Raw genomic sequence first — 21,287 nt, 5'->3', positions numbered from 1 at the left:
CGAGATGTGAAAAACAATAGGGGAGGTGACAAAGTCTAAACCTCTCCTATTGTTCTGCAGAAAACATAAATTTTTGTGTGCGGGAGCGGACGTTTAAGACGAGCCCGATCGCAAGCATGTATGTGGCAAGCGAGCTTCCTCCGTAGCTGACGAATGGAAGCGGAAGACCGGTAATCGGTAGTAACCCGATCGTCATGCCGACATTTTGGAATACTTGGAACGTAATCATGCCGATGACGCCGGCGCATAAATAACTGCCGAATGGGTCGTGGCATTCTAGCGCAATTTGAATCATGCGGTAAATGAGCAAGAAAAAGAGCGACACGACGATGCTTGCCCCAATAAAGCCGAATTGTTCTCCGATAATGCTAAAAATAAAGTCAGTATGCGACTCTGGTAAATAGACGTCTAAGTTTTTATATCCTTTTCCATATAATTCCCCAGATCCGATCGCCAGTAGCGATTTAATAAGCTGAAACCCTTGATCGCTTGAATATTCGTACGGATTCAACCAGCCGTAAAAACGGTTTAATTGATATTGTTGAATTTTTAATACGTCTGGGAAATATAAAAACGCCACGATAAACGCTGTTGCGCCAAGTACAGCAACACCGACGATAGCGGCGATAATGCGCAAACGAATGCCGGAAACGAGAATGAGCGAGCCGGTGATCGCCATAAATACCATTGACATCCCCATATCAGGCTGACGGGCAAGTAAAAAAAGCGGCGGCAGTAGCGAAAGCCCGATTTTTCCGAGCAGTTTCAAATCGTCTTGCAACGTCGGGTCATGGTATTTTTCACGATGGTTGACGATCATGCGGCTAATGACGATAATCATAAAAATTTTCATTAGCTCAGACGGCTGAAAGTTTCCGCCCGGCAGGCTGTACCAGCTCGTTGCTCCTTTAATCGTTAATGTACCCGGGACGTTTAATTCTAATCCAAGTAAAAGAATCATCCCGAAGCCGTACAAATACCAAGCGATTTTAAACAGTCGATCGTAATCGACAAGCATCGTCACCGCAATGACGACGACTCCGACGCCATACCACATGAGCTGCTTTTGCGCAAAGTTAATATGTTGCAGTTTAGCGGGGAGTGTCTCGCGCGCGCTTTCGATGGCGATGGCGCTGACGATCGCAATTAAAAATAAAATGAACAATAAATGATAATCTATTTTCGATTGAACGGTTTTTTCGTTTTCCATTTTTGTTCCCCCTGTGTTTCATCGTGCATTCTCATTTTACATCGTTGCTTGCAAGTTGGCAAAGATTCGCGCATAATAAGAAAAGCGATTTTTGTCGAGAGGAGGGGTATTATGTTGCAGGCGTTATATGATGGAAAAATCGAAGCGTTTCGAAAACAGTTTTTAAAATTGCATCCGTATGATCGGGCGAAGTTTTACGTTGAACAAAGCCCGGAAGTAAGAAAACGCATGTATGAATATTTATCGCCAGCGGAAATGGCGGAAATTTTTGACCATCTCGACATTGAAGAAGATGAATATAAAATTTATTTGTCGGAAATGGATCCGTTATTTGTGGCGCAAATGCTCGCGCACATGTATGCCGACAATGCGGCGGACGTATTAAATGAACTAGATAAAAAAGAAGTGGCGAATTATTTAACGATTATGGACGATGAAGCGGCGAAAGATATTCAAGGGTTGCTTCATTATAAAGAATATACGGCCGGAAGCATTATGACAACGGAATATATCGCCATTCACGCCAATCAAACGGTGCGTTCGGCGATGCAAATTTTAAAAAGAGAAGCAGCGAATGCGGAAACGATTTATTATTTGTATGTCGTCAATGAACAACGGCAGCTCGTTGGGGTATTGTCGCTACGCGAGCTGTTGACATCGGATGATGATGCGATGATTTGTGATGTCATGAACGATCGGGTCGTTTCTGTATTTGTTGATGAAGATCAAGAAGAAGTGGCGCGCAAAATGCAAAACTACGATTTTTTAGCGCTTCCTGTCGTCGATATGAACAATCATTTGCTTGGGATTATTACCGTCGATGACATTGTCGACGTCATTTCGGAAGAAGCGACAGACGACTATTCGAAACTCGCGGGGGTTCCGGATGTCGATATTCAATACACTCCGTTCGAAGCGGCGAAAAAGCGGTTGCCGTGGCTCATTATTTTACTGTTTTTAGGCATGATGACGGCGAATTTAATTAGCCGTTTTGAAGACACGTTGCAAAAAGTCGCGATTTTAGCGGTGTTTATTCCGCTTATTGCGGGCATGTCTGGAAATACAGGGACGCAGTCGTTGGCGGTCGCGGTGCGTCGTTTAGCGATGGGGGATTTCGAAAAAGAAGGAAAGTGGAGTATGATCGCGCGTGAGGCGTTGACAGGGCTGATTATTGGGTTGTCGTGTGGCGTCATCATTACGATTGTCGTGTATGTATGGAAGCAACAGTTTTTCTTAGGTGTGCTCGTCGGATTAGCGTTATTTGCGACGTTGACGGTCGCGACAGTTGCAGGGGCGCTCATTCCGCTCTTTATGCATAAATTGCGCATCGACCCGGCTGTTGCATCTGGTCCGTTTATTACGACGATTAACGATTTAATTAGCATTCTTATTTATTTCGGTTTAGCGACGATGTTTATGGACTATTTATTATAAATTCCCTATTTCAAAGTAGGGAATTTTTTGTTATAATCATATTAATACTAGGTTCTAATAACAAATCATAATTTAAGGGGATGAACGAATATGCAATTATCATTGCAAGGAAAGACATACGTCATTATGGGTGTGGCAAATAAACGAAGCATCGCTTGGGGCATTGCGCGTGCGCTTCATGCGGCAGGGGCGCGATTAATTTTTACATATGCAGGTGAGCGTTTTGAAAATGAAGTGAAAAAATTAGTGGCGACGTTAGAAGATGACACAGCGCTTGTGTTACCTTGCGATGTGACGAAAGATGAAGAAATTGAAGCATGCTTTGCGCAAATCAAAGAACAAGTAGGCGTCATTCACGGTCTTGCGCATTGTATCGCGTTTGCGAATAAAGAGCATTTAGAAGGCGAATATATGAACGTCGATCGCGAAGGATTTTTGCTGGCGCACAACATTAGCGCATATTCATTAACAGCTGTGGCGAAAGCGGCGAAAGAGCTAATGACGGAAGGCGGAAGCATCGTCACATTAACGTATTTAGGAGGCGAGCGCGTCGTACAAAACTATAACGTTATGGGCGTAGCGAAAGCGTCATTGGAAACGAGCGTCAAATATTTAGCAAACGACTTAGGCAAATACGGCATTCGCGTCAACGCCATTTCCGCAGGTCCGATTCGCACGTTATCTGCGAAAGGCGTCGGCGATTTTAACTCGATTTTAAAAGAAATTGAAGAACGCGCACCGCTGCGCCGTACAACGACACAAGAAGAAGTAGGCGATACTGCTCTATTTTTATTTAGCGACTTATCGCGCGGCGTCACAGGCGAAATTATCCACGTTGACTCTGGCTACCACATTTTAGCGCGCTAATTTGAAAGCTGTTTGGCATCGACCAAACAGCTTTTTATGTATTATGGCATGCCCCTTTCTTTTTGCGCATATAGTAGTCGTAAAAGGTAGCGTCAAAAAATCTATGAAAAGTCATCACAGGCTACCTTTTGAAGGAAAATAAAGAGGATAGTGGAATCGGATTCGCCCTTGACCAACACTCGCCAAAGGAGAAAAACGGTTAGTAAGGGCAAGGGCAGAAAAGAAGGGCATAGGAAAGCAGCCCTTGCCCTATCCTGATTTTACCTTTGGCGAGGTTCGGATGGTCAAGGGTACGCTCCGCCGAATCCGTCCTTAGGATGCTGCTTGTTGGGTCAACATCTCTTGAGCCATGACAATGAGCTTTGCCCAACGTGCCGGCATATGCGGAAGGCTCTCTAATGCTGGGATGACGACCGGCACTCGTTTTTCTAACGCGCTATGTGGCCGTAAGAAGTTGAAGTACGCCACAAAGAGCGTAACGAAAGAAATAGAGCCTTCTTCGGCTCCAAAGCCGTGAGTCGGTCGATAGTTGCCTTTAAACGTCCGATGGAATCGTTCAATGATCTGTTTGAGTGGTCGATATTCCTCGGACACGGGATCCTCGTTTGTCAGCCCAATGACTTGGCGAACATCGAAAGAAATCCCGTGTTGGGCGAAAAAGTGCTGTGCTAACAAGTAGATGGGATTGCCATCGACGACAAGGGACAAATCTTCAGGAATCGACGGCAGCTTGTTGAGGACATCGTCGATCGCACGGATGGCAGCCAATGTATCCCGATTTGGGGAAACCCGATAAGACAGAACCACCTTTTTCACGGCATCAAACATAAAAAACAGGTAATGCCAGCGTCCTTTGACGCGAATATACGTCTCGTCGCCACAAAAAGAACCCGACAGCTCATACGGAAAATGATCAACAAAAGGCTTGACGATCAGCGCGACGCTATTGGCGTAGTTGATGACAGTCTGGTGGGAAATCGACAACCCATGGATGTCTTTCATGATTCTCGCTGTTTTCCGCGCGGAGAGTCCATAGTTGACGTGATACGTCAAGATGAGTCCGAGTGTATGCGAAGACACGGAAAGACGCGACAAATCCACCTTGGTTTGTATCGGCGACGACGGTGCCAACGGCTGAAAATCAAAGAGAAACTCACGGAAAATGTATCGAACTTTAAAGGCATGCGGCGCGTGTTGAAATTGTTCTTTTTCCTGAGGTGTCATCCGCCGCAAGTTTGTTTGGTAAAACGAACAATCATCATTCTTACATTTGTGAATATGATAATCTTTACGCTCTTTAATTTTTTCAAGGGTCTTTAAACAATGCGGACATCGAAAGACCACTGATTTGGCAAAACGACTACGATGGTTGAAACGGCAGCGACATACTTTACATTGATACTGCCCCTTGCCCCCGTTATTGGCGTACACATACGCAGACGGCGCTTCGCACTGTGGACACGTCAATGCATCAGGCACCGTGGTTTTCGTGTTTGCGTGCCTCTTAATTGGTTTCAATGGTTTTCCGTGTTGTTGTTCGTATTCGACAAGAAGCTGACGATAATCCAAACGCGGAAGCGTTTCGATGACAGGAAGCTCATCGACTTGGAGTTTCTGATACGGTTGATTCACCGGTTCTTCGTCATCCCAGTCAGTGAGGGATTTTCCAAGAAGTGCACCTAACAAATAAATAATGATTTGATATTGGGTCTTGATTATTTGAAGACATTTGATTAATAATTGAGGTAACAAGCTTGTCACTCCTTTGTTTTGGTTGGGTGTGTGGTTACCTCAATCGTACCAAAAACAGCAGGGGTGGCAAGCTTTTTTTGTCGAGAACCGCATAAAATCAATAAAAACTTAGGGTATGTATTTAAAACTTTTGACAATACCTCGTAAAAAGGAGGGGTATGGAAATGAAAAAGCATGTGGAAAATGCACCGTTGTTGTATATCGTTCAGCCGAATTTAGGGACGAAAACGTGCTATATGCAACAGACGTTTCGGACAAAAAAAGAAAAGACGTCGTATCCACCGCCATCGTTTGCGAACTTTCGCGACATGGATACGATCGAGCGCATTGAGTTTTTAGCGACGCTGCCAAACGAGCTTCGGCCAGTGACGTGTGAGTTGAAAACGAAAAACAAGACGTATGAAGGGGTTATTCAAACGTGCGATAAGAAAAAAGTCGTTTTTACGCTAAGCGATGAAGAAAAAACGATCACGATCCCGCTAGAACATATCGTATCCGTATCGCTTATTGGCAAATCGTAATATATACACGCTTAAGCTGCTCGGCTGTGTTTGCGAATGAAAACGTCGTTTCTGCCCGTTTTCGTCCTTCGCGAGCAAGTGCGAGCGCTTTTTCTTTATTTGTTTTTTTTTTTGCTAAAAAGTCTTTGCTGAAAAAAATGCGATACATTCGTTCCACTCCTTTCTTCGTCTAGTACGGAAAGGAAAAGGGGAATGGGCGGTTTGCCGACATTTTTTCATCGTATGTCACATACAGTAGAGCGAGGAGGCGAGAAAGATGGATGCGTTTCACTTTTTTCTTTTATGTATTGCTTCGTTTCGCTTGACGCACCTCATTGTATATGACCGCATTACGTCGTTTTTGCGCGCGCCATTTCATGATGAAGTTGAACAAGATGGAGAAACGTATATCGTCATAAAAGGAACAGGAATACGGAAATGGATCGGAGAACTGTTAAGCTGTCATTGGTGTACAGGGGTATGGTGCGCAGCGGCGTTGTACGTTGGCGTGATGTTCGCCACGTACATTGTCATGCCGTTTGTGTGGATATTAGCGATTGCAGGAGGTGCTGCGCTTATCGAAGTCGTTGTCCAACAATGGAGCAAATAAAAAAGCGGGCAAATGCCTGCTTATTTATTGATAACGATATGATTGAAGGAGGGGATTCCTTGTTTGAGCTGGCGGAAATAAACGAACGCTTCTACAACGATCGTATGGAATATGCGCAATTCGAAAGAGGAAAAGCGCAGTTGTTCATTTGGTAAAAGCGTCGTTTCATCGATTGGCTTTAACCAATATTCTCCTTCTTTTATTTTTTGGCGCCAATTGTCGATCGCAAACGTCCATCCTTCTTCTTCTTGCGTATGTCGAAAAGAAAATTTTCCGCTGAATTGAGCGTGATCGGCAGGGCGGAGACGAACGCAAATGATCGGATCGTTAAGTGGTGTATTACCAATATTTTCGACAACGAAATCGCCGATGACCGTCGTTGGCTCTTCTTTCTCCTCTGAAATCATGACCGTATACGTGAAATACGCATGCGCACGTACGATATCTTGTTTCATTTCTTTTTTTCGCTTTTTTTCTTCTTCAAGCGCCACTTCGTAAAACAGAAGCTGTTGTTCGAGCTTTTCGATCGTTTGTTCATATTCATCCATTTGTTCAAGCTGTTTTTGCAAATAATGATTGCGCAGCTGCTCACGTTTTAGTTCGGTTTCAGCAAGCTGCAAAAGTTGTTTATATTTGGCCACTTCCGAGCGATAATGAAGCACTTTTTGTTGAAGTTGAATATGTTGGTCGTTCATCGCCTCCCCCCCTATAAGCATTCTGGGCATCCTTGCCAACCATTTGGAGTCATATGACTTGGTTGAATGATAAACATCGAACAAATGAAAAATACGACCAATATTTTTTTCGTCATTTTATGCCATCCTCTCTTTTTGTTGTTTCAATATTCATTTTATTTTATCATATGTCATATATACCAAAGTAAAGGTGTGATTGAATGGGAACATCGCTTTCTATTTTGACTACAATCGTATTTTTATTTTTTGTTCCATATGCGGCAAGTGAAAAAACAGGCGTGCCATATATGGAATGGACGTTTCTTGTCGGTGTGATTGCCACAAGTTTTCTTTTTTATATACATGGAAGTGGGTATATGTGGAATAGGTATTCAGAAGAAGTGAAAAATACGTGCTATCGTTCTTATTCCTTTTGGATTGCTTGCACATATACGGTAATCAGCTACATGTTAAACATATAAAAGAAGCAGGCTGTATGTGAGCCTGCTTTACTCATTAATGTGCTGGGAATACTTCAGGGCATTGCGGTGGGAATTTGTCTGTTGGGCAAAGCGTCGCTTCTAAAATTTCTTCGCGCGGCTGGCAGTAGCGTGCTTCGACTTCAAGTTTTACCTCGGCTTCCATTTGCACTTCTAAACATAATGTAATCGATACATCGAGCTGTGAGAAGTTGTCGGTGCAAATTAAGCTAGCGTCACATTCGAAAAATGAAATGTGGCAATCAAGCGTCGTTCCTTCTGGGGCGCATAAAATAAATGTTTGCGCTGTCGCGAATGGAATTGGATTTGATTCACAAACAACGTAGCCGTTTGCGTTTACGACTTGCACAACAACGTGGCCTTTTACGAGCACTTTTACTTTTTGTAATGTGACTGTATCGCCTGATGGAAGAGTGACGTGAACAGGTTGGCGTCCGTCTGGTTGCAAAATTTCTTGGCAAATAAGAGCATTGTTATCTACTGTTTGATCGATGCGGTTTCCTTCATCGTCTGTTAAGAAGCAGCGAATCGAGAAATCGCCAGCACTTAAACCGTTTGATGCGAAGAAGTCACAAACCGATTGCCCTCCACGTGGACATTTGCATTCTGGAAAGATCGCTTCCAAATCCCCATTTGAAAAACTACGCAACGGCACATCGACTTGACGAGTAACCCAGTCATACACTTTGCGTGTTTTAATACACACTTTTTCTTTACATTCTTTATGATGCGTCATGCCTCGTTCCTCCTATTTCAGTTTTTCCCGTCGCATGTATCGGGACTACTGTATAGTATGAGAAAGGTAGGTAAGTGTGCAGGGATATGTGCGGAATTTTTTTGTCATAAATGAGCGCAATGTTGAATTGTTATGTAGTAGAGAGGAGGCGGCATATGCAAAACGAGTTAGACGTGTTGCGAGCGGAAAATGTGTTGTTAAAAGAATTAGCAGCGTTAAGTGAACAGCGTTATCAAGAAATGAAACGGTTAAAAAAAGAAAATGAGGAGTTGAAAAAGCAGCTCGAACAAATGACCAAACAGTTATTTGCCCAAGGAACAGATTCATGGTTTATGCACAATATCAAGCGACAACAAACGTTAAAGCATGGCGGACAATTACCGATGGCGACCCCGTTTTCGTTTGCGGAAAAAAAGAAATAGGGAAAACGCATAGTCATTCGCTCCGTCTTTTTCATATGTTATTGTATCTTACATGTGTGGAGGGTTACAAAATGGAAAAGAAAAAGACGATGGCGCTTCACGGAACACAGTCGGCAAAAGTATATACGTCTTCCCCAGCACCTGTCAAAAAAACGGGTGGCTGCGGATGTGGAAAAAAAATAAAAAAACAATAAGCACGGGGTGAGAAGAAGATGGAGCGTTTTAAAAATTACGGGCTATGGCTCGCAATTGGCGCTTTTATACCGCTTTTCTTGCAAACGTTTGGAGTCGATATTGATTTAGGAAAATATGAGCAATTATGGAACGCCTTTTTAAGTATTTTAGTCATGGCTGGAATCATCAATAACCCGTCGCTCGGAAACGGATTTCGCGATAAATGTTAGCTCCTTTTAGGGGCTATTTTTTTGTATAACTTTACGAGATGTGTGCACACTACGGGATGAAAAAGAAAAAGGAGGTTTTTCAATATGACTGTTGCAAGTTCTGTGAAACAAACGTTAGCTGGATTAAAATCGGCGCAAGCAAGTTTTGAAACGTTCGCTCTGCAAACGGAAAATGAAAAGGCGAAACAATTGTATCAACAAGCGGCACAACAGACGCAAGCGATCGTTGATTTGTTGTCCCCGCGCCTGCAAGAAATTGAACAGGAAGAGCCACAATATAAACAGTAAGTAAGTCGGGTGTCCAATCGTGGGCGCCCTCTCGTCACATGAAGTAAGTGAGTCGGGTGTCCAATCGTGGGCGCCCTCTCGTTACATGAAGTAAGTGAGTCGGGTGTCCAATCGTGGGCGCCCTCTCATTACATGAATAGAAAGGTGAATGCGATGAGACAATTGCTCGTAATGATCCTCTTTTTTTCCATCATAGGTTGTGCACATGAGCCAAAAGAACAAAAACAGTCTCTGCAAAACGAAAACATCACGAACGTAAGCCATGACGGAAGCGCGAAACGAAGCGACCAACAACATGCCGAAAAAGCCGTACAGATGTTAAAAGCACGACGCGATGTGAAAGATGCGGTGGCGGTCGAAGCGAACGGACGACTGCTTGTTGCGTATCAAGTGAAGCATATGCAACGATTTCGTATGAAAGCTATTGAAAAAGATGTACGGAATATGTTAAACGATACGTTCGATGAAAAAGTGATCGCCTCGCACGATTTAAAAATTTTTTGGGAAACGAAAGCGTTAAAAGAAAAAATGGAAACGAAAAACATGAGTGAAAAAGAGATCGAAAAAGAAGTAACGATCATCCAAAAATTAAGTGAAGAACAAACGTGAGGTGAGATGATGGCAAACGAAAAGCGAAAAAATTTAACGCCTGTACAACAACAATATCATCAGTTTGAACAAGCGCGCGAAACGAAGCGTCCGGTGTTGAAAAATTGCGTGCGCGCCTTTTTTGTCGGCGGGCTCATTTGCGTCATCGGACAAGCCATTTCTTATTTTTACATGTACTTTTTCGATTTTACGGAAAAAACGGTCGGCAATCCGACGGTGGCGACGATGGTGTTTATCGCGATGTTATTAACGGGGTTTGGCGTATATGACCGATTGGCGCAATTTGCCGGGGCAGGAAGTGCGGTGCCTGTCACCGGATTTGGAAATGCCGTCATTTCGCCTGCGATTGAGCATCGGACGGAAGGGTTTGTGCTCGGTGTCGGTGGAAATATGTTTAAATTAGCGGGCTCTGTCATTTTATTTGGCACGTTTTCTGCCTTTGTCGTTGCGCTCATTAAAACGATTGCGGTGAGATGGGGTGGGCTCGGATGATGAAAGGGCATCGTACGTGGGTGTTTGAAAACCGTCCGGTCATCGTCTCCACCGCAACGGTTGGCGGCCCGTTTGAAGCGAACGGAAAGATTGCCGATGATTTTGATTTGCTTCATGAAGACCTTTGGCTCGGGGAAGATTCGTATGAAAAGGCGCATAAAGTGTTGTTTGAAGAAGCGTTTTTTCAAGCGATGAAAAAGGCGCGCATCGAAAAGGAACAAGTGCAGTTTATTATTTGTGGCGATTTAATTAATCAAATGACCCCTTCAAGCTTTGCGGCGCGCACGCTCAGCACCCCGTATCTCGGTGTATTTGGCGCTTGTTCAACGTCGATGGAGGCGCTCGCACTAAGCGCGTTTATCGTTAATTACGGCGGCGCAAAGTACATATTAACAGGAGCGGCAAGCCATAATACAGCGGTCGAAAAGCAGTTTCGCTATCCGACGGAATACGGGGGACAAAAGCCGCCGACGGCACAATGGACGGTGACCGGGGCAGGCGTGGCGCTCGTCGGGGGCGAAGGAGACGGTCCGCGCATTACGTCCGCAACGATCGGGCGCGTCGTCGATATGGGATTGACCGATCCGTTTAATATGGGGGGAGCGATGGCGCCAGCGGCTGTTGATACAATTGAGGCGCATTTGCGCGATATGCAAGTCGATGCGTCGTATTATGACTTAATTGTCACAGGTGATTTAGGAAAAATTGGCCGCACCGTCTCGCTCGATTTATTGCGGAAAAACGGAATGGAGCTAGAGGAGGAGCGATATCAAGATTGCGGGTTAATCATTTATCGCGAAGGGCAGCCGGTGTTGTCAGGTGGAAGCGGGGCGGGATGTTCTGCGACGGTCGTGTACGGTCATTTGTTGAATCGTATGAAGCGCGGGGAAATTCGGCGCATGCTCGTCGTCGCGACGGGCGCACTTTTGTCGCCGCTCACGTTTCAACAAGGGGAGACGATCCCGTGCATCGCACATGCGGTGGCGATTGAATATGGAGGCGATCATGGATGATGGCAATGTTTTTTTGGGCGTTTGTCGTCGGCGGGCTCATTTGTGTTATCGGGCAGTTGATGTTTGATGTATTCAAGCTTACCCCAGCCCATACGTTAAGCACGCTCGTTGTCGTCGGAGCGATTTTAGACGGCTTCGGCTTATACGAGCCGCTTATTGATTTTGCTGGAGCGGGTGCGACTATTCCAATTACAAGTTTCGGTAACTCGCTCGTGCACGGAGCGATGCAAGAAGCGGAAAAGCATGGCATCGTCGGGGTGTTAACCGGCATGTTTGAAGTGACGAGCGCCGGCATTTCGGCAGCCATTGTATTCGGCTTTATCGGAGCATTATTATTTAAACCGAAAGGATAGAGGAAGATGACCATTGGTTCACAAGTAAAGCAAAGTTTAGCGAACATGAAGGCCATTCATGCGACGCTGCAACAGTTGGCGCTCACTTCGACAAACGAGGAAGCACAACGGGCGTTTCATGAAGCGATGCTTAAAACGGAACAAATGATTGCGGCGCTGAAAGGTCGAATATCGACGCTTGAACGCGAGGAGCCGCAATACAAGGGGATGTAAATATGCCAGCATGGTTAGAAGTTGCGATTCGCTCCATTTGCATTTTAATCGGACTGTTCATCGTTACGAAATTGTTAGGAAAAAAACAGTTGTCAAAGCTGTCGTTTTTCGAATATATCGTCGGCATTACGATCGGGGATATTGCTGGTACGATGTCAATGGATTTAGATATTCGATTAACGGAAGGGGTTACGAGCATTTTAATTTGGGCGCTTTTCCCCGTCGCCATCTCGCAAATTTCGTTACGAAGCAAAAAATTTCGTGATTTTGTCGAAGGAAAGTCAACCGTATTTATTAAAAACGGAAAAATCTTAGAAGATAATTTGAAAAAAGAGAAATATACGGCGGACGAATTGCTTGAACAGCTGCGGAAAAAAGATGTGTTCCGCGTCGCCGATGTGGAATTTGCGACGCTTGAAGCGAACGGTGATTTAAGTATTTTATTAAAACGCGACAAACAGCCGTTGACGCTCGGAGACATCAAACCGTATGCGCCAGAAGAAAAAGAACCCCAAACGGTCATTATGGACGGCAAAATTTTAGACGAACCGCTTGCGACCGCCCGTTTAAGCCGCGGCTGGTTAAAGCAGCAACTCGATCAAATGGGCGTCGCTATCGAAAACGTCTTTTTAGCGCAAGTCGATTCGTACGGCCAGCTGACCGTCGATTTATATGACGACCGCATTCAAGTACCAGCACCGCAACAAAAACAACTATTGCTTGCCTCGATGAAAAAAGCAGAAGCCGATTTCGAGCTGTTCTCTTTACAAACGAACGATGCAGAAGCGAAACAAATGTATGAACAACAAGCAAAACAAATGCAGCAGCTTATTCAAAAATTGAAGCCGTTTCTTATGTGAAAGATAAACACCGCTCTTATGCGAATAGGCATAGGGGCGGTATTTTTGTTTTTCTAAGGGGAAATGGTTCAGCTTACATATAGAAAGCAAAGTGGACGATGGGTCATTGTCGCATGTAGTGGTTAAGCGATTTAACGTTGACACATGCGAACATTTCATTTTGCCAAGTTATTTTCGGATAGTATACGAGTTCTAGGTGGAAAACGTAACGTTTTTATGTAAAATAAACTTTACATTTTGTAAAAAATACTTTACTATGTGTATATAGAAATCTTTGCATAATGGAGGTGTGATAAATGACAAAGAACAACGGCTCTTTATCCAATCGAATCAACGTTTTAAGAGCCGAACGGAAAATGACACAAAAAGATTTAGCTGAAAAAGTAGGGGTTAGTAGACAAACGATTATTTCAATTGAAAAGGGAAACTACACACCCTCGTTAGTATTAGCGTTTGAAATTGCAAATGCTTTTGGAGTGGACATTAATGATGTATTCCAGTTTAAAAAAAATGAGGAGGTTTGATAATAATGGGTACTTTCGTTCATTTTACTAATATTTTAGCAGTATTAGCACTGGCTGCTTTTTTAGTTTTAATTTTTTTGATTAAGCGAGAAGGTAACGATGAAAGAACACAATATATGGTTTATAAATTGTTTAGTTTTCTGTTTACTTTCCTGCTGATCGGACTATCTTTAATTATAATTGTGACAGGGTGGAAAACTATAGATTATACTTTGCTTAGAGTTAGCATCACTACTTTAATGTCATTGAACATTTTTGTTGGACTTGTTTATTGGATATATCTTAGTAAAACAGCTTAGTAAAAATAAAAGTTGTACACCATTTTTTATAACATGTTGTACTGACATTTATACGAAAGAATAAGCAAATGAATGATGTTTTCACATTCTTGTTCAGGAGAGAGCATCATTTGTCAAGTACATGTTGTGATAATGAACCAAAAAATTTTATCAAAAAATGAAGGAACATTTGAAAGAGGCAGCTGAAAAACCGTATGCCGATATTTATTTACAATCTTCTGTTCCGTTTGTTTTTGTTGATTCCCAAAAAGTATATTTAGCGTTTGTGGATGGCAATCTCAGCTATGAGCATGCGCATGATATGAAATCGGGCGATTATCTTGTTGGATTTTACAAAGATACGTATGTTGGTTTTGGGCTATACAACAACATCAAAAATGAAAAAACGATTCAAGACTGTTATTCACGGTTGTTTGCTGTATTAGAAAGAATAAAATATACAGGAAAAGTGGAGATTCGATAAAGAAGGGCTGACATCATTTGTCAGCCTTTAATTGTTTGCAGAAACTCCTCGACTTGTTCGCGTGTTTTTGCATTGGCGCTATGCAAGTGGGCGATTTTTTCGCCGTTTTGGAATACAAGTAAGCTCGGAATGCCCATAACGTTGTACGTTTCGGCGATGTCTGGCACGTCATCGCGATTGATGTCATACCACTTAAATTGTGGATAAGCAGCGATCACTTCGCCGATAAATTGATCCATGCGCACGCAATCTGGGCACCATGTTGTAAAAAATTTCACGACAACAGGTGTAGCCGATGCGATTGCTTGTTCAAATTGTTGTGCGTCTTGTAGCCGTTCCATATGACACGTCCTTTCTTTTGATTTCGTCTTTTATTTTAGCACATTTTTACGTTTGTTACGTATGAAAAAGCAAGGGGGGAGGCGATGAACCGATTGGAAAAAGAACTGCAATCGTATGCGCGCGCAAAACATCAAAAGCACGATGCGTTCATGAAGGCGTTTGACACATGGGAGAAAGAAGTCGAAGCAACGCTAAGCAAACTTGAAAACATAAACGGTAAGCTATTGCAACAATTTGAAGCAAATATGAGCGATGCCGAAGCGTTTTTTGCGAAAAAAGAAAAGCAGTTCGCGCGGATGTTTCGGCAAGGAGGGAAATTTTTATAGGAGCGCCCATACCAAATTCATTTGTATGCATATGATGTAAGCGACAACGTTCAAGGAGGTGGAGTCTCATGGGCTTCGGATATTGCGGATATGGTTACGGTGGCTACGGCTACGGCGGCGGACACGGTTCAACATTTGTGTTAATCGTCGTGTTGTTCATCTTATTGATTATCGTTGGTGCAGCGTTCGTTCACTAAAAAGAGACGTTCCAAAGGGTCACGCCTTTGGAACGTTTTTTTTTGCTTTTTCATATGCTGAAAAAGAAAAGTGAAGGAGGCGGGAGAAAGATGGATCAACATTTTTTTAAAAATATCGAAAAGAAAACGGGCGTCAATATGCAAGACATTTTTGCGCTCGCCAATTCATTGCAAAACGCAAACTTTAAAGACGAAAAAACGGTGCGCGACATCGTCAAACGCGTCGCGCAAATCGCTAATCGCAACGTGCCGAAAGAATTAGAAGATAAAATTGTTCAATCGATTATCAACAACGGAAAACAAATGGACTTCAATACGATCGCGAACATGTTAAATAAAAAGTAACGAAAAAGCGAAAAGTATTAGACGAGGCTTTTCGCTTTTGTTTGAGAAGAAAGCAAGCGCGAGGCGTTTGCTTTTTTTAAACGGCGCATGGACGGAACGGAAATAAAAAGACGTTGTTTCGCGCGCGTGACGGCGACGTAAAGAAGGCGGCGTTCCTCTTCAAGTGGGTCGACATCGCCGTTTCGGTACGCCTCAAGCGCATAATCGTGAGGTAATAGTCCGTCCACCGCCCCGATGATATATACGATTGGAAATTCTAGCCCTTTTGAGCGATGAATCGTCATGAGTTGAACGCCATCGTCGCATGTCGTGTTGGCGTACGCTTTGGTGCGCGCGACGTGGGCAAGAAACGCGGGAATCGTTTTAAATTTGCGCGCGACAACTTTTACATCGCGTACGTCATCGGATCCTTTTTCTATCGTATTTCCTTCGTTGCCGCGCTTTTTTAAAAATTCGCCAAACCCCATTTCTTTTTCAATGAAATCGATCGCCTCAAACGGCTTCATCTCTTTCACTTTCGCAAATAGCGGAACGATTGTGCGTAATTTTTGTTTTTGAAACGGCGGAATGCCGTCAAGTTTAGCAAGCGCTTCAACGAGCGAACAGTCTTGTAAAATGGCGTTCGCCTTTAAGTCGTTCATAATCGTTTGTTTTAAAAACAAAACGGTGGCGACGTCGGTCATTGCTTGTTCGTCATTTGGATCGAGCGCAAGTTGAAAAAAGCTTAACAAATAGCGCACGATGCGACGATTGTAAAACGAATCGCCGTCTGTCGTGACGGGGATGTGCAGTTGTGAAAGCCGTTCAAAGACGGCGCGCGACGCGGCGTTCGTTCGGCATAAAATGGCGATATCGCTCGGTTTCGCACCTTGTTTCATTCGCTCTTGTATGTCGCATACGATCATCGTCGCTTCTTCTTCTTCATCGTACGGAAAAAACAGCGTCGGACAATGCATGCTGTCGGTTTGAGCGTTCATTTGTTTCGGAATGCGCTTGCGACTTTTAGAAATAATGCTGTTGGCAAGCGATACGATCGGATGTGGCGAACGATAGTTTTCCGTCAACTTTACGATTTTTGTATGTGGAAAATCTTGTTGGAATTGATGAATAAACGATGAATCAGAGCCGCGAAACGCATAAATCGCTTGGTCATCATCGCCGACGGCGCATATATGGTGCGTATGTGACGCAAGCAGTTTCATCGTTTCGTATTGCACGCTGTTAATGTCTTGAAATTCGTCGATTAAAAAGTAATGAAACCGTTCGTGATATTGTCGCAATCGTTTTTCGTCCGTCCGTAACATGTCATAGCACGCGTATAACATATCATCAAAATCAAACAATTCGAGCTGTTGTTTTTTCGCTTCATATTGTTTGTACAATTGCACAACGCGCTCGTCCCATTCGTTTTCAATGGTGATGGTGTGAAGGGGCGTCAGCGTATTTTTCCAATATGAAATACGTTGCATCGCTTCATCGTACGGAAAATCGCGCTCATCGATGCCGAGTTCGCGCCCGATTTCTTTTATCATTCGCTCTTTTTGCCAATCGCGAATGAGCCGCTCATGCCGCCAGCGAAACGGATCGGCATGTTGCAACATGCGATAAAACAAGCTATGAAATGTGCCGACGGTCGGTATGTTGTCAAGGTTGTACGACTGCAGTCTGTCGACTAGCTCTTTTGCTGCTTTTGTCGTAAAGGTGACGATCATCATGTTTGTCGCTTTTATATGATGTTCAGTCATCATCGCTGCGGCGCGCGTCGTTAACGTGCGCGTTTTGCCGCTTCCTGCACCGGCGAGGACGAGAAGCGGTCCTTCGACGTGGCGGACAGCTTCATATTGATCCGCATCGAGCGACACTCCGCATACGATCGTCTGTTTTTTTTCTTTCGCTTGAAACGGTTGGTGCGGTCGAATAGCAACCGCGTTTCCTCGTTGTCGTTCTTCTTTTATGCACGGATTCGAAACATGATAAAAGTGCGGGGCATGTTCAATCGCTAAATGAAAGCGAACGACTCCACCGCACATCGGGCACGTCCATTTGTTGCGTAAACTTTGTTCATACACGAGCTCGTATTTTTCCCTTGGTAACGTATGAATGTCAAACAATTTGCCGTTATATTGCGCCTTATTCATCAGTCAAACTCCTTCGTCTAACGTCAACGTCTATGTTAACAAAACATACAATAAGAGAAAAGGAGTTTTTCGTTAGATGGCGAATATATAAACAAAGGAGGCGATTTGTATGCACATCCCACCGATTCGTTCACATCCGTTAACCGTTCCGCGCGTCACAAACATACAACGAGCAACAAACGAGAAAAAACAAGAAACGTCCCAAAAGAAAAAACGACCTCAAGATCGTTCTTTAAAAAAGCGTTAGTATGATTGTACGTGCATGCCTTTGTCGTCTTGCCATTCGGCGTATAAAATGTCGCTATAGCTTTCAAACCCCGCATGGCGTATATGTTTTTTCAGCCATTGTTCGTCCCAGCCGTTTTCACGTAAATTGTCCCAAATGACTTCCCCATCGATAATGACCGTCACAGGCAATACCGCTTCAGGTGCAGATATGTTGTGATCTTTTCGCGTCGGTTGTTCGTACGGCGCTTTTTTCATGACGCTCACCGTTCCGTCTGTTTCTAAAATGGCGTATTCGACTTCGCGAATGGAAAAGACGTTGCGAGAGCGAAGTAAATGTTGCAGTTGGTTTAAATCAAGCTTCGTTTTTTTCAATGCGTCATATAAAATTTTTCCTTTTGAAATGACGATCACCGGTTTTCCTTCTAGCAGTTCCCTCAGCTCTTTTTTCTTTTGCGTAATCATTTCAGTTGCGTAAATTAAAAGTCCCCAAAGAGCGATTGCGAACAATACTTGCGCAAGTCCGACATTTGCATCGTATAGCCCGTTTCCGACAAGCTCTCCGAGAACGAGGGCGGAAATGAAGTCAAATGGTGTAATTTGCGTAATTTGTGTCCGTCCGAGTATTTTCGCCATAATAAACAAGGCGATATAACCGACAATGAGTTCGACCGCAATTTGTCCAAATTCGTTCATAACAATATCCTTTCTTCTGTCGCTTCTTTTGTTAGTATGCCAAGGGAAAAAGAAAACATGCGACCGTTATGATCGCATGTTGATTGCTTTGACCATTGTCACATGTGGAATGCCAGCGTCAAGGAAGACGCCTGATACGGTTTCATAGCCGAGTTGTTTGTAAAACGGTTCAGCATGTGTTTGAGCGTTTAGTTTTACCTTTGTGACATGTTGTTTTGCGTATTGTTCGATTGCTTTCATGATGCGCTTGCCGATGCCGCGTCCGCGATAAGCAGGGAGGACGCAAATGCGTTCAATTTTACCGATGTCGTCAATCGTTCGGAAGCGTCCTGCCGCAATCGGTTTGTCATCGTCGTATAGTACGAAATGAATGGACGTTTGTTCAAATGCGTCAATTTCTTCCTCTTCCGATACCCCTTGTTCGTCAATAAAAACGGCGCGGCGAACGATCAGGGCGTCGCGCCAAAGCGTTTCCTCTTGTCCGTATTTGACGTACATATGATTATTCCTTTCCGAGATGAAATGTTTCGTATGTCGACCAAGATCCGTTGTCAAGCTGATATAACAGATGGAAGCGGTCGACTTGTTCTTCAAAATGGACGGACTGCATGTTAAAGCGTCCGAATACGTCGGAATATTCGTCGTTTGACAAATCGCGTGCGATCGTAATGTGCGGTACGAACGCATAGTCCGTTTGTTCGATAAACGGTGGACGATGTAATTTTTCATGTAGTTTGATGAGCGGCTCTGTTTTTTCCACTTTTAAATAAATGACATTGTTGACTGGATAAAACGAACTAAATTTCGTGACGCGCAACGTGAATGGCTCTGTTTCGCGCGCGACGTTGCGAAGTTGTTGAACGAGCTCATTGAGCTTGTCCTCTTCCACCTCAAACGCATACTTTAACGTGATATGCGGTGGGATTAAGGCGTAGTGAGAGTCGTACCGTTTACGATACGAATTTGCAAAATCTTGAATTTTTTTTGATGGAAAAATCGCGATGCCACATTTCATGCGATTTCCTCCTTTCATCATTATATTTATATATTATAACAAATTTTCGGAAAATACTGTTACATTTCAATAACTTTTTTTAATCCGATCGGTAAATCCGGTTGCCAGTATGTCCATGAATGATCGCCGTCAAACTCGTGGTAATGATAGCGAGCTTGTTTTGCTTGAAGAACGTGAGCAAGCGCACGATTTGGTTCAATGAAATTACGGACAGCGCCATCTGTAGTTTTCACTTCGGTCTCTTTTATGCCGATGGAATGATAAAAAAGCGGTGTAACAGGTTTTGAACAGTACACAGGTAGCGCCAGTTCTTCGTTTAAATGTTGGCTGTGAAGTTTTAACTCTTGCATGTTCTCCCATCCTTTTACGACGTTGTTCTTTTTTATCGTATCACATTTCTGCATTTTTTGTCGTTGCGTGATATAATGATAGAACGAGAGGAGGATGAGGAATGAAGCGTGTGACAAGTAAAGAAGTGTACGAAAGAACGTTGCAGTTATTAACAGAACGTGGGGTAACGATTCCAGCCATTGCTGAGATTGTATATGAAATGCAAAGTCCTTACAACAAAGAGCTAACGATGGCAGAATGTATCGAAAGCGTCGAAAAAGTGCTACAAAAACGCGAGGTGCAACATGCGATTTTAGTTGGCATCGAGCTTGATAAACTCGCAGAGCAAGGCATGCTGTCCGAACCGCTTCAGACGATTGTTGAAACGGACGAAGGATTGTTTGGCGTCGATGAAACGTTGGCGCTCGGCGCAGTGCTCGGATACGGAAGCATTGCGGTGACAACGTTTGGTCATCTCGATAAAAATAAAGTCGGGATCATTAAGCAGCTTGATACGAAACGTGGCAAAGGCGTGCATACGTTTTTAGACGATTTAGTCGCAAGCATTGCCGCAAGCGCCTCCGGTCGCCTTGCGCACAACTTGCGCGACGAGGAAGAAGCTGTGTTGAATGCATAAACGTTTGAAGCTGCCCAAAAAGTCAGTTACGCTGACTTTTTGGGCAAGCCCCTTTTTGAAAACATGTCGAAGCTAATCCCCCAACCGCTCCCGTACTTCCTTCTTCTCGACGTTGTTCTAAGCTTTTTTTCAATCCTTCTTTCAGCCCTTCAACGATTTCTTCCGTTTTACAATAAATTTTTTGGACATAGGGACGTTGTTCAAGCACGGCGCATAACATAGCGATTGATGATATTGAAAGAGGTGGGAATGTGTACTATTATTATCCGAGCTATATGTATGTGCCGATGTATCCATATGCGATGATGAGGTATCCGCTTCCGCGAGCAACCGCGAAAGATTACGGGCCGAATCCATTTGTTGTTCAAATAGAAGAAGCGACGAAACAAAACAATATGTTTCGTACGGCGCTATGGACAGGGCCGCATTTGCAAGTGACGTTAATGAGCCTTCAAGTTGGAGAAGATATCGGTTTAGAAATGCATTCGGGCGTGGATCAATTTTTACGTATCGAACAAGGGGAAGGCGTTGTGCGCATGGGAAAAAGGAAAGATCAGCTCACGTTTGAAAGAAAGGTAGCGGACGGATCGGCTATTTTCGTGCCAGCGGGAACGTGGCATAACTTGATTAACACGGGCAACGTTCCACTTAAACTGTACTCGATTTATGCCCCGCCGCAACACCCAGCTGGAACGGTGCATCCGACAAAAGCAGATGCCCTTGCGGCAGAATGATAAGAGACTTGGGGCGATGCCTCAAGTCTCTTACTTGTAGTGTCCAATAAGCTCTTGATAGGATGACATGCGACTTTTC

At 43.8% G+C, this 21,287-nt stretch carries 36 protein-coding genes; 24 read left to right on the top strand and 12 right to left on the bottom strand.

Annotated elements, in window-relative coordinates; all coding sequences use genetic code 11:
- Positions 1-46 precede the first annotated feature (46 nt).
- The gene (locus NSQ23_RS11510) at positions 47-1,210 is read right to left on the bottom strand and encodes an FtsW/RodA/SpoVE family cell cycle protein (RefSeq protein WP_339170824.1); all 1,164 of its coding nucleotides are present in this window, start codon (positions 1,208-1,210) and stop codon (positions 47-49) included.
- Positions 1,211-1,321: 111 nt separating this feature from the next.
- On the opposite strand from NSQ23_RS11510, the gene mgtE reads away from it, so the two are divergent.
- On the top strand, positions 1,322-2,644 hold the full coding sequence (gene mgtE, locus NSQ23_RS11505) for a magnesium transporter (RefSeq protein ID WP_192951461.1): 1,323 nt from the start codon (positions 1,322-1,324) through the stop codon (positions 2,642-2,644).
- A gap of 90 nt (positions 2,645-2,734) precedes the next feature.
- A complete protein-coding gene (gene fabI / locus NSQ23_RS11500; RefSeq protein WP_339170822.1) occupies positions 2,735-3,511 on the top strand; it encodes an enoyl-ACP reductase FabI in 777 nt (258 codons plus the stop codon).
- A 312-nt stretch (positions 3,512-3,823) separates the two neighbouring features.
- Here the strand turns inward: fabI and NSQ23_RS11495 are convergent, their stop codons facing one another.
- Positions 3,824-5,263, bottom strand: coding sequence for a DDE-type integrase/transposase/recombinase (locus NSQ23_RS11495; protein ID WP_339170820.1), 1,440 nt, complete (start codon positions 5,261-5,263; stop codon positions 3,824-3,826).
- Positions 5,264-5,427: 164 nt separating this feature from the next.
- Between NSQ23_RS11495 and NSQ23_RS11490 the strand changes: the two genes are divergently transcribed.
- Complete coding sequence (locus NSQ23_RS11490; protein ID WP_339170818.1) at positions 5,428-5,784, top strand: CotO family spore coat protein; 357 nt, start codon at positions 5,428-5,430, stop codon at positions 5,782-5,784.
- Here NSQ23_RS11490 and NSQ23_RS11485 read toward each other — a convergent pair.
- Positions 5,768-5,932, bottom strand: a complete 165-nt coding sequence (locus tag NSQ23_RS11485; protein WP_339170817.1) for a hypothetical protein — start codon at positions 5,930-5,932, stop codon at positions 5,768-5,770. The genes NSQ23_RS11490 and NSQ23_RS11485 overlap by 17 nt on opposite strands.
- A gap of 108 nt (positions 5,933-6,040) precedes the next feature.
- Between NSQ23_RS11485 and NSQ23_RS11480 the strand changes: the two genes are divergently transcribed.
- Positions 6,041-6,373, top strand: a complete 333-nt coding sequence (locus NSQ23_RS11480) for a DUF1360 domain-containing protein (protein ID WP_339170815.1) — start codon at positions 6,041-6,043, stop codon at positions 6,371-6,373.
- 20 nt (positions 6,374-6,393) lie between these two features.
- On the opposite strand, the gene NSQ23_RS11475 is transcribed toward NSQ23_RS11480, so the two are convergent.
- Complete coding sequence (locus tag NSQ23_RS11475; RefSeq protein WP_339170814.1) at positions 6,394-7,068, bottom strand: hypothetical protein; 675 nt, start codon at positions 7,066-7,068, stop codon at positions 6,394-6,396.
- Between the two features lie 200 nt (positions 7,069-7,268).
- Between NSQ23_RS11475 and NSQ23_RS11470 the strand changes: the two genes are divergently transcribed.
- A complete protein-coding gene (locus NSQ23_RS11470) occupies positions 7,269-7,529 on the top strand; it encodes a hypothetical protein (RefSeq protein ID WP_339170813.1) in 261 nt (86 codons plus the stop codon).
- 34 nt (positions 7,530-7,563) lie between these two features.
- Here the strand turns inward: NSQ23_RS11470 and NSQ23_RS11465 are convergent, their stop codons facing one another.
- Positions 7,564-8,283 carry a hypothetical protein gene (locus NSQ23_RS11465; protein ID WP_128356805.1) on the bottom strand — a complete coding sequence of 240 codons (720 nt, stop codon included), beginning with the start codon at positions 8,281-8,283 and terminating at the stop codon, positions 7,564-7,566.
- Positions 8,284-8,438: 155 nt separating this feature from the next.
- Here NSQ23_RS11465 and NSQ23_RS11460 point away from each other — a divergent pair, with 155 nt between their 5' ends.
- The 13 genes from NSQ23_RS11460 to NSQ23_RS11400 all read left to right on the top strand — a co-directional run bounded on the left by NSQ23_RS11460 (position 8,439) and on the right by NSQ23_RS11400 (position 14,223).
- Positions 8,439-8,705: a hypothetical protein gene (locus NSQ23_RS11460; RefSeq protein ID WP_004891747.1), complete on the top strand. Its 267-nt coding sequence runs from the start codon at positions 8,439-8,441 to the stop codon at positions 8,703-8,705.
- A gap of 71 nt (positions 8,706-8,776) precedes the next feature.
- Positions 8,777-8,899, top strand: a complete 123-nt coding sequence (locus NSQ23_RS11455; RefSeq protein ID WP_004891743.1) for a hypothetical protein — start codon at positions 8,777-8,779, stop codon at positions 8,897-8,899.
- An 18-nt stretch (positions 8,900-8,917) separates the two neighbouring features.
- A complete protein-coding gene (locus NSQ23_RS11450; protein ID WP_004891742.1) occupies positions 8,918-9,109 on the top strand; it encodes a hypothetical protein in 192 nt (63 codons plus the stop codon).
- Between the two features lie 84 nt (positions 9,110-9,193).
- Positions 9,194-9,397 carry a DUF1657 domain-containing protein gene (locus tag NSQ23_RS11445; RefSeq protein ID WP_003395336.1) on the top strand — a complete coding sequence of 68 codons (204 nt, stop codon included), beginning with the start codon at positions 9,194-9,196 and terminating at the stop codon, positions 9,395-9,397.
- Positions 9,398-9,550: 153 nt separating this feature from the next.
- Entirely contained in the window at positions 9,551-10,006 is a 456-nt protein-coding gene (locus NSQ23_RS11440; RefSeq protein ID WP_339170812.1) for a YhcN/YlaJ family sporulation lipoprotein, read from the top strand.
- 9 nt (positions 10,007-10,015) lie between these two features.
- The gene (gene spoVAC / locus NSQ23_RS11435) at positions 10,016-10,498 is read left to right on the top strand and encodes a stage V sporulation protein AC (protein ID WP_004891735.1); all 483 of its coding nucleotides are present in this window, start codon (positions 10,016-10,018) and stop codon (positions 10,496-10,498) included.
- On the top strand, positions 10,495-11,511 hold the full coding sequence (gene spoVAD / locus NSQ23_RS11430) for a stage V sporulation protein AD (protein ID WP_339170810.1): 1,017 nt from the start codon (positions 10,495-10,497) through the stop codon (positions 11,509-11,511). The genes spoVAC and spoVAD overlap by 4 nt, the downstream gene beginning before the upstream one ends.
- Positions 11,508-11,864, top strand: a complete 357-nt coding sequence (spoVAE, locus tag NSQ23_RS11425) for a stage V sporulation protein AE (RefSeq protein ID WP_339170809.1) — start codon at positions 11,508-11,510, stop codon at positions 11,862-11,864. The genes spoVAD and spoVAE overlap by 4 nt, the downstream gene beginning before the upstream one ends.
- A gap of 6 nt (positions 11,865-11,870) precedes the next feature.
- On the top strand, positions 11,871-12,077 hold the full coding sequence (locus NSQ23_RS11420) for a DUF1657 domain-containing protein (protein ID WP_088223447.1): 207 nt from the start codon (positions 11,871-11,873) through the stop codon (positions 12,075-12,077).
- A gap of 2 nt (positions 12,078-12,079) precedes the next feature.
- A complete protein-coding gene (locus NSQ23_RS11415) occupies positions 12,080-12,937 on the top strand; it encodes a DUF421 domain-containing protein (RefSeq protein WP_339170807.1) in 858 nt (285 codons plus the stop codon).
- A gap of 296 nt (positions 12,938-13,233) precedes the next feature.
- Positions 13,234-13,461 carry a helix-turn-helix transcriptional regulator gene (locus NSQ23_RS11410; RefSeq protein WP_019418193.1) on the top strand — a complete coding sequence of 76 codons (228 nt, stop codon included), beginning with the start codon at positions 13,234-13,236 and terminating at the stop codon, positions 13,459-13,461.
- Between the two features lie 5 nt (positions 13,462-13,466).
- The gene (locus NSQ23_RS11405; RefSeq protein WP_019418192.1) at positions 13,467-13,760 is read left to right on the top strand and encodes a hypothetical protein; all 294 of its coding nucleotides are present in this window, start codon (positions 13,467-13,469) and stop codon (positions 13,758-13,760) included.
- A 157-nt stretch (positions 13,761-13,917) separates the two neighbouring features.
- Complete coding sequence (locus NSQ23_RS11400) at positions 13,918-14,223, top strand: hypothetical protein (RefSeq protein WP_088223444.1); 306 nt, start codon at positions 13,918-13,920, stop codon at positions 14,221-14,223.
- Between the two features lie 20 nt (positions 14,224-14,243).
- On the opposite strand, the gene NSQ23_RS11395 is transcribed toward NSQ23_RS11400, so the two are convergent.
- Positions 14,244-14,564, bottom strand: a complete 321-nt coding sequence (locus NSQ23_RS11395; RefSeq protein WP_192949583.1) for a thioredoxin family protein — start codon at positions 14,562-14,564, stop codon at positions 14,244-14,246.
- Positions 14,565-14,648: 84 nt separating this feature from the next.
- Between NSQ23_RS11395 and NSQ23_RS11390 the strand changes: the two genes are divergently transcribed.
- The 3 genes from NSQ23_RS11390 (at position 14,649) to NSQ23_RS11380 (ending at position 15,433) form a co-directional block, all read left to right on the top strand.
- The gene (locus NSQ23_RS11390; RefSeq protein ID WP_339170804.1) at positions 14,649-14,891 is read left to right on the top strand and encodes a hypothetical protein; all 243 of its coding nucleotides are present in this window, start codon (positions 14,649-14,651) and stop codon (positions 14,889-14,891) included.
- A 68-nt stretch (positions 14,892-14,959) separates the two neighbouring features.
- A complete protein-coding gene (locus NSQ23_RS11385; RefSeq protein ID WP_192950917.1) occupies positions 14,960-15,088 on the top strand; it encodes a YjcZ family sporulation protein in 129 nt (42 codons plus the stop codon).
- 90 nt (positions 15,089-15,178) lie between these two features.
- Positions 15,179-15,433: a stage VI sporulation protein F gene (locus tag NSQ23_RS11380; protein ID WP_192948339.1), complete on the top strand. Its 255-nt coding sequence runs from the start codon at positions 15,179-15,181 to the stop codon at positions 15,431-15,433.
- A 17-nt stretch (positions 15,434-15,450) separates the two neighbouring features.
- Here the strand turns inward: NSQ23_RS11380 and NSQ23_RS11375 are convergent, their stop codons facing one another.
- Positions 15,451-17,571, bottom strand: coding sequence for an ATP-dependent helicase (locus NSQ23_RS11375; protein ID WP_339170801.1), 2,121 nt, complete (start codon positions 17,569-17,571; stop codon positions 15,451-15,453).
- 109 nt (positions 17,572-17,680) lie between these two features.
- On the opposite strand from NSQ23_RS11375, the gene NSQ23_RS11370 reads away from it, so the two are divergent.
- Positions 17,681-17,818, top strand: a complete 138-nt coding sequence (locus tag NSQ23_RS11370; protein ID WP_167316073.1) for a hypothetical protein — start codon at positions 17,681-17,683, stop codon at positions 17,816-17,818.
- Here the strand turns inward: NSQ23_RS11370 and NSQ23_RS11365 are convergent.
- The 4 genes from NSQ23_RS11365 to NSQ23_RS11350 all read right to left on the bottom strand — a co-directional run bounded on the left by NSQ23_RS11365 (position 17,815) and on the right by NSQ23_RS11350 (position 19,857).
- Positions 17,815-18,492 carry a DUF421 domain-containing protein gene (locus NSQ23_RS11365; protein WP_339170798.1) on the bottom strand — a complete coding sequence of 226 codons (678 nt, stop codon included), beginning with the start codon at positions 18,490-18,492 and terminating at the stop codon, positions 17,815-17,817. The two genes, NSQ23_RS11370 and NSQ23_RS11365, sit on opposite strands and share 4 nt — an antisense overlap.
- A gap of 66 nt (positions 18,493-18,558) precedes the next feature.
- Positions 18,559-18,990, bottom strand: coding sequence for a GNAT family N-acetyltransferase (locus NSQ23_RS11360; RefSeq protein ID WP_339170796.1), 432 nt, complete (start codon positions 18,988-18,990; stop codon positions 18,559-18,561).
- Between the two features lie 4 nt (positions 18,991-18,994).
- Entirely contained in the window at positions 18,995-19,507 is a 513-nt protein-coding gene (locus tag NSQ23_RS11355) for a YjcG family protein (RefSeq protein ID WP_339170794.1), read from the bottom strand.
- 59 nt (positions 19,508-19,566) lie between these two features.
- Positions 19,567-19,857: an alpha/beta hydrolase-fold protein gene (locus NSQ23_RS11350; protein WP_339170793.1), complete on the bottom strand. Its 291-nt coding sequence runs from the start codon at positions 19,855-19,857 to the stop codon at positions 19,567-19,569.
- A 101-nt stretch (positions 19,858-19,958) separates the two neighbouring features.
- On the opposite strand from NSQ23_RS11350, the gene NSQ23_RS11345 reads away from it, so the two are divergent.
- Positions 19,959-20,474, top strand: coding sequence for a phosphatidylglycerophosphatase A (locus NSQ23_RS11345; protein WP_339170792.1), 516 nt, complete (start codon positions 19,959-19,961; stop codon positions 20,472-20,474).
- A gap of 22 nt (positions 20,475-20,496) precedes the next feature.
- On the opposite strand, the gene NSQ23_RS11340 is transcribed toward NSQ23_RS11345, so the two are convergent.
- Positions 20,497-20,682, bottom strand: coding sequence for a hypothetical protein (locus NSQ23_RS11340; protein ID WP_339170791.1), 186 nt, complete (start codon positions 20,680-20,682; stop codon positions 20,497-20,499).
- Between the two features lie 43 nt (positions 20,683-20,725).
- Here NSQ23_RS11340 and NSQ23_RS11335 point away from each other — a divergent pair, with 43 nt between their 5' ends.
- The gene (locus NSQ23_RS11335) at positions 20,726-21,208 is read left to right on the top strand and encodes a cupin domain-containing protein (RefSeq protein WP_339170790.1); all 483 of its coding nucleotides are present in this window, start codon (positions 20,726-20,728) and stop codon (positions 21,206-21,208) included.
- The last annotated feature ends 79 nt before the right edge of the window (positions 21,209-21,287 follow it).

This window comes from Anoxybacillus sp. FSL W8-1294 (assembly GCF_037965005.1).
Taxonomy (GTDB): Bacteria; Bacillota; Bacilli; order Bacillales; family Anoxybacillaceae; genus Anoxybacillus; species Anoxybacillus flavithermus_G.
This window is presented reverse-complemented; position numbering and strand designations above follow the sequence as displayed.

Bases quoted from the DNA above. Each gene is read 5' to 3' on its own strand.
- NSQ23_RS11510 (WP_339170824.1), bottom strand. From the start codon at position 1,210: ATGGAAAACGAAAAAACCGTTCAATCGAAAATAGATTATCATTTATTG.
- mgtE (WP_192951461.1), top strand. From the start codon at position 1,322: ATGTTGCAGGCGTTATATGATGGAAAAATCGAAGCGTTTCGAAAACAG.
- fabI (WP_339170822.1), top strand. From the start codon at position 2,735: ATGCAATTATCATTGCAAGGAAAGACATACGTCATTATGGGTGTGGCA.
- NSQ23_RS11490 (WP_339170818.1), top strand. From the start codon at position 5,428: ATGAAAAAGCATGTGGAAAATGCACCGTTGTTGTATATCGTTCAGCCG.
- NSQ23_RS11485 (WP_339170817.1), bottom strand. From the start codon at position 5,932: ATGTATCGCATTTTTTTCAGCAAAGACTTTTTAGCAAAAAAAAAAACA.
- NSQ23_RS11480 (WP_339170815.1), top strand. From the start codon at position 6,041: ATGGATGCGTTTCACTTTTTTCTTTTATGTATTGCTTCGTTTCGCTTG.
- NSQ23_RS11475 (WP_339170814.1), bottom strand. From the start codon at position 7,068: ATGAACGACCAACATATTCAACTTCAACAAAAAGTGCTTCATTATCGC.
- NSQ23_RS11470 (WP_339170813.1), top strand. From the start codon at position 7,269: ATGGGAACATCGCTTTCTATTTTGACTACAATCGTATTTTTATTTTTT.
- NSQ23_RS11465 (WP_128356805.1), bottom strand. From the start codon at position 8,283: ATGACGCATCATAAAGAATGTAAAGAAAAAGTGTGTATTAAAACACGC.
- NSQ23_RS11460 (WP_004891747.1), top strand. From the start codon at position 8,439: ATGCAAAACGAGTTAGACGTGTTGCGAGCGGAAAATGTGTTGTTAAAA.
- NSQ23_RS11455 (WP_004891743.1), top strand. From the start codon at position 8,777: ATGGAAAAGAAAAAGACGATGGCGCTTCACGGAACACAGTCGGCAAAA.
- NSQ23_RS11450 (WP_004891742.1), top strand. From the start codon at position 8,918: ATGGAGCGTTTTAAAAATTACGGGCTATGGCTCGCAATTGGCGCTTTT.
- NSQ23_RS11445 (WP_003395336.1), top strand. From the start codon at position 9,194: ATGACTGTTGCAAGTTCTGTGAAACAAACGTTAGCTGGATTAAAATCG.
- NSQ23_RS11440 (WP_339170812.1), top strand. From the start codon at position 9,551: ATGAGACAATTGCTCGTAATGATCCTCTTTTTTTCCATCATAGGTTGT.
- spoVAC (WP_004891735.1), top strand. From the start codon at position 10,016: ATGGCAAACGAAAAGCGAAAAAATTTAACGCCTGTACAACAACAATAT.
- spoVAD (WP_339170810.1), top strand. From the start codon at position 10,495: ATGATGAAAGGGCATCGTACGTGGGTGTTTGAAAACCGTCCGGTCATC.
- spoVAE (WP_339170809.1), top strand. From the start codon at position 11,508: ATGATGGCAATGTTTTTTTGGGCGTTTGTCGTCGGCGGGCTCATTTGT.
- NSQ23_RS11420 (WP_088223447.1), top strand. From the start codon at position 11,871: ATGACCATTGGTTCACAAGTAAAGCAAAGTTTAGCGAACATGAAGGCC.
- NSQ23_RS11415 (WP_339170807.1), top strand. From the start codon at position 12,080: ATGCCAGCATGGTTAGAAGTTGCGATTCGCTCCATTTGCATTTTAATC.
- NSQ23_RS11410 (WP_019418193.1), top strand. From the start codon at position 13,234: ATGACAAAGAACAACGGCTCTTTATCCAATCGAATCAACGTTTTAAGA.
- NSQ23_RS11405 (WP_019418192.1), top strand. From the start codon at position 13,467: ATGGGTACTTTCGTTCATTTTACTAATATTTTAGCAGTATTAGCACTG.
- NSQ23_RS11400 (WP_088223444.1), top strand. From the start codon at position 13,918: ATGAAGGAACATTTGAAAGAGGCAGCTGAAAAACCGTATGCCGATATT.
- NSQ23_RS11395 (WP_192949583.1), bottom strand. From the start codon at position 14,564: ATGGAACGGCTACAAGACGCACAACAATTTGAACAAGCAATCGCATCG.
- NSQ23_RS11390 (WP_339170804.1), top strand. From the start codon at position 14,649: ATGAACCGATTGGAAAAAGAACTGCAATCGTATGCGCGCGCAAAACAT.
- NSQ23_RS11385 (WP_192950917.1), top strand. From the start codon at position 14,960: ATGGGCTTCGGATATTGCGGATATGGTTACGGTGGCTACGGCTACGGC.
- NSQ23_RS11380 (WP_192948339.1), top strand. From the start codon at position 15,179: ATGGATCAACATTTTTTTAAAAATATCGAAAAGAAAACGGGCGTCAAT.
- NSQ23_RS11375 (WP_339170801.1), bottom strand. From the start codon at position 17,571: ATGAATAAGGCGCAATATAACGGCAAATTGTTTGACATTCATACGTTA.
- NSQ23_RS11370 (WP_167316073.1), top strand. From the start codon at position 17,681: ATGCACATCCCACCGATTCGTTCACATCCGTTAACCGTTCCGCGCGTC.
- NSQ23_RS11365 (WP_339170798.1), bottom strand. From the start codon at position 18,492: ATGAACGAATTTGGACAAATTGCGGTCGAACTCATTGTCGGTTATATC.
- NSQ23_RS11360 (WP_339170796.1), bottom strand. From the start codon at position 18,990: ATGTACGTCAAATACGGACAAGAGGAAACGCTTTGGCGCGACGCCCTG.
- NSQ23_RS11355 (WP_339170794.1), bottom strand. From the start codon at position 19,507: ATGAAATGTGGCATCGCGATTTTTCCATCAAAAAAAATTCAAGATTTT.
- NSQ23_RS11350 (WP_339170793.1), bottom strand. From the start codon at position 19,857: ATGCAAGAGTTAAAACTTCACAGCCAACATTTAAACGAAGAACTGGCG.
- NSQ23_RS11345 (WP_339170792.1), top strand. From the start codon at position 19,959: ATGAAGCGTGTGACAAGTAAAGAAGTGTACGAAAGAACGTTGCAGTTA.